General features: G+C 72.6%; 5 protein-coding genes. All 5 read left to right on the top strand.

Translation table 11 applies throughout. The features are described from left to right. Positions 1-791: hypothetical protein (locus ACOV8S_RS16755; RefSeq protein WP_448318601.1), on the top strand; the 791-nt coding region annotated here is incomplete at its 5' end. 237 nt (positions 792-1,028) lie between these two features. Further along, the gene (locus ACOV8S_RS16750; RefSeq protein ID WP_448318600.1) at positions 1,029-2,399 is read left to right on the top strand and encodes a thioester domain-containing protein; all 1,371 of its coding nucleotides are present in this window, start codon (positions 1,029-1,031) and stop codon (positions 2,397-2,399) included. Positions 2,400-2,732: 333 nt separating this feature from the next. Further along, positions 2,733-4,265, top strand: coding sequence for an aldehyde dehydrogenase family protein (locus ACOV8S_RS16745; protein ID WP_448318599.1), 1,533 nt, complete (start codon positions 2,733-2,735; stop codon positions 4,263-4,265). Between the two features lie 94 nt (positions 4,266-4,359). Beyond that, complete coding sequence (locus ACOV8S_RS16740) at positions 4,360-5,925, top strand: GMC family oxidoreductase (RefSeq protein WP_448318598.1); 1,566 nt, start codon at positions 4,360-4,362, stop codon at positions 5,923-5,925. 185 nt (positions 5,926-6,110) lie between these two features. Beyond that, complete coding sequence (locus ACOV8S_RS16735) at positions 6,111-7,181, top strand: quaternary amine ABC transporter ATP-binding protein (protein WP_448318597.1); 1,071 nt, start codon at positions 6,111-6,113, stop codon at positions 7,179-7,181. The last annotated feature ends 10 nt before the right edge of the window (positions 7,182-7,191 follow it).

Below are 7,191 nucleotides of genomic sequence, written 5' to 3'. Positions count from 1 at the left end.
CCTTCTCACCCACCGTCACCCTGCCGGGCCCGCCCGGCGACGGCACGTCCTACCCACCCGCTCACGGCCTGCCGGGCGCACCCGGCTACCGGGCTCCCGGCGGCACGCCGGCCGGCCGCCGCCGGACGCTGCGGGTGGCCATCCCGGTCCTGGTCGTCGGCGCGCTGGCCGGGGCGGCCCTCGGATGGCACCTGGTCCGTGACGACGCCCCTGCCGCCGGCCCCGCGCGGGCCACCGGCGCGGCCGCGGAGCCGGGGACCACCGACGACCCCGCCGCCGCCCCCGAACCGGCCGCCACGCCGGAGGAGTCGCCCTCCCCGGAGACGAGCGGGGCGCCCGACGGCTACCGCCTCGTGGAGGACCCGGCCGGCTTCGCCCTCGCGGTGCCCGAGGACTGGACGCGCGACGAGCGGGACAGCGGCGTCTTCTACACGCCGGGGAACGACGGCTCCCTCATCCAGGTCTTCGAGGTGACGGAGCCCGGGATCACGCCGCGGGAGTCGCTGGAGGCGGCCTCCGAGCACCTGGACGCCCAGCCGGGCTACGAGGAGATCTCCCTCGAGGGGACGGGCCGCCCCGAGGGCGCCTCGGACGCCGTGGGGACGGACGCCGCGGAGCTGGTCTACGCGTACGACAGCGAGGAACTCGGCTTCCGCAAGCAGGTCGTGGACTGCGTCTTCACCGCCGGGGACGGGACGATGTACGCCGTGCTGGTCGCAGGCCCGGCCAACGAGTGGCCGGCGCAGGAGGAGCAACTCGCGGTCGCCCTCGAGCACTTCGCGGTGGACTGAACCGGGGCGTACCGTGCGCAACTCGGGCAACGGGCGGTCACGGCAGGGATTTTACGTCCCGCAGGAACCACAGGTTCCGACGTGTGATTATCATGTGGCACTCGGCCGCGTTCGCGGCCGCTCACAAGCGCCCCCATGTTGCGGGGAGTTGCAGATTTCGCGGGCTGGTGTGCGCCTTCCGTCAGTCTCTCGTTGCCCCGACGCGACGTGACGCCGCCATGCCCGGAGGGGAAACGTATGTTCCGTGTACGGAGACGTGCCACCGCGCGGCTGTCCGCCGCGATCCTCGTCGCCGGCCTGAGTGTCGGCGGCTCCCTGGCCACGGCCGGCCTCGCCGCCGCCGACGGCCAGAACACCGCCGGCGGCACGCTGGCGACGCTGAAGCCCGGCCTCTCGTTCAGCGGTGGCGCCACCATCGACGGCAAGAACGTCAGCGCCGGCCTGTTCACCATGGACGTGCAGGGCGGTGGCACGCTGCAGAGCTACTGCATCGACGCCCACACACCCACCAAGACCAACGCGCAGTACCAGGAAGTCGCCTGGGCCCAGTCCTCGCTGCACGCCAACCAGGACGCGGGCAAGATCCACTGGATCCTGAAGAACTCCTTCCCGCAGGTCGGTGACGTCGCCGCGCTGGCCAAGTCCGCCGGCATCACGGGCGAGTTCACCAAGAACGACGCCGCCGTCGGCACCCAGGTCGCCATCTGGCGCTTCTCGGACCACGTCAAGGCCGAGGCCAAGGACGCCGAGGCCGAGCAGCTGGCCGACTACCTGGAGAAGTCCGCCCAGACCCTCCAGGAGCCCGGCGTCTCGCTGTCGCTCAGCTCCAACGCCGTGGCGGGCCAGGCCGGCGACAAGCTCGGCCCGGTCACCGTGGACACCAACGCGGGCAGCGCGGCCGTCAAGGTCGAGGGCGCCGGCGTCAAGGTCGTCGACGCCTCGGGCAACGCGGTCACCAGCGCGTCCGACGGCACCGAGCTGTACGTCGACGTCCCGAAGGGCACCGCGGCCGGTACCGCGCAGGTGACCGTCGAGGGCGCCGCGCAGCTCTCGGTCGGCCGCGCCTTCACCGGTGTCGGTGTGAAGACCCAGACGCAGATCCTCGCGGGCTCCACGGAGAACAAGGTCGCGTCCTCCTTCACCGCCTCCTGGGACGACAAGCAGACCGTGGGCGCCGTGCTCGCGGCCGAGGCCGTGAAGAACTGCGCCAAGGGCGGCGTCGACGTCAAGGTCACCAACACCGGTGACGAGGCGGGCGAGGTCTCCATCGGCGGCGAGAAGCACACCGTCGAGGCCGGCAAGGACGTCACCGTCACCGTTCCGGTGAAGGAGGACGCCGAGTACAGCATCGCCGTCACCGGCCCGAACGGTCTGGACCAGACCTTCACCGGTGTCCTGGACTGCCAGACCGCCAGCGAGGGCGGCACCCCCAGCCCGGAGCCCTCGGCCGCGCCGAGCCCGGCCGGCGACAAGGGCGACTCCGCCGACAGCAACCTGGCTGAGACCGGCAGCAACAGCGCCACCCCGGTGATCGCCGGTGTCGCCGTCGCGCTGGTGGTCGTCGGTGGCGTCACCATGCTGGTGCTGCGCAAGCGCAAGACCGCCTGACCCACGGGTCCGGTGACCCGGCTCCGCCGGGGTGAGCGCAGATCCTGACCAGCGAGCGTTCACAGCGACCATGTGAAGGGGCGGTTCCCCGCAACAGGGAACCGCCCCTTTCGCGTGCCCGGAGAACGCCGCCCGTCCTTTCCTCTTCTTGTCATGCGCACCTAAAAATCGCCTCGGGTATGCCCGGAATGCCCACCGGATTCGGTGACTCATTCCACTTTCCCCGGCCGTTCCGCATGCGCCCCCACCGCCCGGGCAGGCGCAGCCGGTCTCCAGGAGTCACACCGTGGTGACTCGGCGGCACGGCATAACAACGGAAGGCAACAACGCACCATGGACGGCAGAATCGAAGGCCAGGACCAGGGGCGTCGCACCATTCACGCGGGGGGAGAATGGCGCGACGCGATCACGGGGGCGATCCGGGACGTCCTCGACCCGGCGGACGGCGAGCCCTTCGCCCAGGTCGCCGAGGGCGACGAGAAGGACGTGGACGTCGCGGTGGAGGCCGCGCGCCGCGCGTTCGACGGCGGACAGGGCGCCTGGCCGCGCACCCCGGCGCGTGAGCGCGCCGACGTGCTCCGGCGCACCGCGGACCTGCTGCGGCGCGACCGCGAGGAACTCGGCCGGCTCGAGGCCCGGGACGCCGGCAAGACGCTCGAGGAAGGCCGCGTGGACATCGACTGCGTGGCCGACGCGTTCCGCTACTTCGCGGACCTGGTCGCCGCCGAGGCTCCGGGCCGGGTGGTCGACGCGGGCAGCGACGAGATCCACAGCGTGGTCGTGCACGAGCCGGTCGGCGTCTGCGCGCTGATCACGCCCTGGAACTACCCACTGCTGCAGGCATCCTGGAAGATCGCCCCCGCCCTGGCGGCGGGCAACACCTTCGTGGTCAAGCCCAGCGAGATCACCCCGCTCTCCACCGTCGCCCTGATCCGCCTGCTCACCGAGGCCGGACTGCCCGCCGGGGTCGCCAACATCGTCACCGGCCCCGGCCACACCGTGGGCGCCCGGCTCTCGGAGCACCCGGACGTCGCCCTGGTCTCCTTCACCGGCGGATCGGTCAGCGGGACCAAGGTGGCGCGGGCCGCCGCGGAGACCGCCAAGAAGGTCGCGCTGGAACTCGGCGGCAAGAACCCGAACGTGGTCTTCGCCGACGCCTGCGCCACCGAGGAGGGCTTCGACACCGCCGTCGACCAGGCCCTGAACGCCGCCTTCATCCACAGCGGCCAGGTCTGCTCGGCCGGCGGCCGGCTGATCGTCGAGGAGTCCGTCAAGGAGCGCTTCGTCGCCGAACTGGCCGCCCGCGCCGGGCGGATCAGGGTCGGACGCGGCACCGCGGAGGGTGTGGAGACGGGCCCCATGGTCTCCGAGCAGCAGCGCGCGAGAACCGAGGAGTACGTGGCCTCGGCGCTCGCCGAGGGCGCCGTGCTGCGCGCGGGCGGCCGACGCCCCGAGCCCTCCGAGGAGCGCCCCGAGGGCGGCTACTACTACCTCCCGACCGTCCTCGACGACTGCCACCGCTCGATGCGCGTGGTCCGCGAGGAGGTCTTCGGCCCGGTCCTCACCGTGGAGACCTTCCGCACCGAGGACGAGGCCGTCGCGCTCGCCAACGACACCGAGTACGGGCTGGCCGGCGCCGTCTGGACCGCCGACGCGGGCCGCGCCCGGCGGGTCGCCGGGCGGCTGCGCCACGGCACCGTCTGGATCAACGACTTCCACCCCTACCTGCCGCAGGCGGAGTGGGGCGGCTTCGGCAGGAGCGGCGTCGGCCGCGAACTGGGCCCCGCCGGGCTCGCCGAGTACCGCGAGACCAAGCACGTCTACCAGAACCTGGCGCCCCGCCCGGTCCGCTGGTTCGCGGGCTGACCGCTCCCCTTCCCCAGTCACCCCCCGGGGCCGACGCACCTCGCGCCGGTGTGCCCGGCTTCGTTCACCCGAGTTTCAGGAGGACCTCCTCCCCATGACCACCTCCCGCACCACCCCGCACGATCCCGCCGCGCCACGCCCCACCGAGTACGACTACGTGGTGGTCGGCGGCGGCACCGCCGGTTCGGTGATCGCCGCCCGGCTCACCGAGAACCCCGACGTCACCGTCGCCGTCATCGAGGGCGGCCCCAGCGACCGCGACCGTGAGGACGTGCTGACGCTGCGCCGCTGGATGGGCCTGCTCGGCGGCGACCTCGACTACGACTACCCGACCGTCGAGCAGCCCCGCGGCAACTCCCACATCCGGCACAGCCGCGCCAGGGTGCTCGGCGGGTGCTCCTCGCACAACACGCTGATCTCCTTCAAGCCGCTGCCCTCCGACTGGGACGAGTGGGAGCAGGCCGGCGCCAGGGGGTGGAACGCGGTGGCCATGGAGGCCTACTTCGCCCGCCTGGAGAACAACATCGTCCCGGTCGACGAGAAGGACCGGAACGCCATCGCCCGCGACTTCGTGGACGCCGCGCAGAAGGCGACCGGCGTGCCGCGCGTGGAGGGCTTCAACAACAAGCCCTTCGCGGACGGCGTCGGCTTCTTCGACCTGGCCTACCACCCGGAGGACAACAAGCGCTCCTCCGCCTCGGTCGCCTACCTCCACCCGGTCATGGACGAGCGGGCCAACCTGCACCTGTGGCTGGAGACCTGGGCGTACCGGCTCCACCTGGAGGGCGACCGCGCCGACGGCGTGCACGTGCGCACCAAGGACGGCGAGGAGCACCTGGTGCGGGCCCGCCGTGAGGTCGTGCTGTGCGCCGGCGCGGTCGACACGCCGCGGCTGCTGATGCACTCCGGCGTCGGCCCGCGCGAGGACCTGGAGGCGCTGGGCATCCCGGTCGTGCGGGACCTGCCGGGCGTGGGGGAGAACCTCCTCGACCACCCCGAGTCGGTGATCGTCTGGGAGACCGACGGGCCGATCCCGGAGAACTCCGCGATGGACTCCGACGCCGGACTGTTCGTCCGCCGCGATCCCGCGCACGCGGGCCCGGACCTGATGTTCCACTTCTACCAGGTGCCGTTCACCGACAACCCCGAGCGGCTGGGCTACCGCCGGCCCGAGCACGGCGTGTCGATGACCCCCAACATCCCCAAGCCGCGCAGCCGCGGCCGCCTCTACCTGACCAGCGCCGACCCCGAGGTCAAACCGGCCCTGGACTTCCGGTACTTCACCGACGAGGACGACTACGACGCCCGCACCCTGGTCGACGGCATCAAGCTGGCCCGCGAGATCGCGCGGACCGAGCCGCTGGCGGGCTGGCTGAAGCGCGAGGTCTGCCCGGGCCCGGAGGTCACCTCCGACGAGGACCTGAGCGAGTACGCCCGCAAGGTGGCCCACACCGTCTACCACCCGGCCGGCACCTGCCGGATGGGCGCCGCCGACGACCCCATGGCCGTCGTCGACCCCGAGCTGCGGGTGCGGGGCCTGCGCGGCCTGCGCGTCGCCGACGCCTCGGTCTTCCCGACCATGACCGCCGTCAACCCGATGATCGGCGTCCTCATGGTCGGCGAGAAGGCCGCCGAACTGGTCGGAGGCGGGACCCGGTGAACGACCCGGCGAACCACCTGACGAACGACCCGGCGAACCAGCCGGTGAACGACCCGACGAACACGGAGCGCATGAACCGCACGGAGCACCCCCACCGCACGGAACCCACGCACGGCGCCGGACGCACGCAGCGCACGGAGCCCATGGAGCCCACGGAGCCCACAGGGCGGACGGAGACCCCCAGCATGAGCAACGACCGGTCCACGGCCACCGCGCCGGTCTTCTCGGTCCGCAACCTGTGGAAGGTGTTCGGCCCGAAGGCCGAGCGCGTTCCGGGCGACCGGGAGCTGACCGCGCTCTCGCAGACCGAGCTGCGCGAGCGCACCGGCTGCACCGCTGCCGTCCGCGACGTCTCCTTCGACGTCCACCAGGGCGAGGTCTTCGTCGTGATGGGCCTGTCCGGCTCCGGCAAGTCCACACTGGTGCGCTGCCTCACCCGGCTGATCGAACCGACCTCCGGCGCCCTGGAGTTCGACGGTGACGACCTCCTCGCCATGGACAAGGACAAGCTGCGCGAACTGCGCCGCCGCCGCGCCTCCATGGTCTTCCAGCACTTCGGCCTGCTGCCGCACCGCACCGTGCTGGACAACGTCGCCTACGGCCTGGAGATCCAGGGAGTGGGCCGCGCCGAACGCCGCGCCCGCGCGCTCGAGGTGGTCGCCAAGGTCGGCCTGGAAGGGCTGGAGAACCGCCGCCCCGGACAGCTCTCCGGCGGCCAGCAGCAGCGCGTCGGCCTGGCCCGCGCGCTCGCCGTCGACCCCGAGGTCCTGCTCTTCGACGAGCCGTTCAGCGCCCTCGACCCGCTGATCCGCCGCGACATGCAGGAGGAGGTCATCCGACTGCACCGCGAGGAGGGCCGCACGATGGTCTTCATCACCCACGACCTCGGCGAGGCCCTGCGGATCGGCGACCGCATCGCGTTGATGCGCGACGGCGAGGTCGTGCAGATCGGCACGCCCGAGGAGATCGTCGGCTCCCCGGCCGACGACTACGTCCGCGACTTCGTCCGCGACGTGCCGCGCGAGCACGTGATGACCGTGCGGCGCGCCATGCGCCCGGTCGCCGCGGCGGAGGACGCCACCGGGCCGGTGGTCGCGCCGACCGCCACCGTCTCCGAGGCCATCGAGGCCGTCGCCCGTACCGGGTCGCCGGCCCGGGTCGTGGAGAACGGCCGCTGCCTCGGCGTCGTCGACCAGGACGGGCTGCTCCGGGTGATCGCCGGCCTGGGCGCCGGCCGCGAGGAGGTGGCCGCCTGATGCGCCACCC

This window comes from Streptomyces sp. CO7 (assembly GCF_053474865.1).
This window is presented reverse-complemented; position numbering and strand designations above follow the sequence as displayed.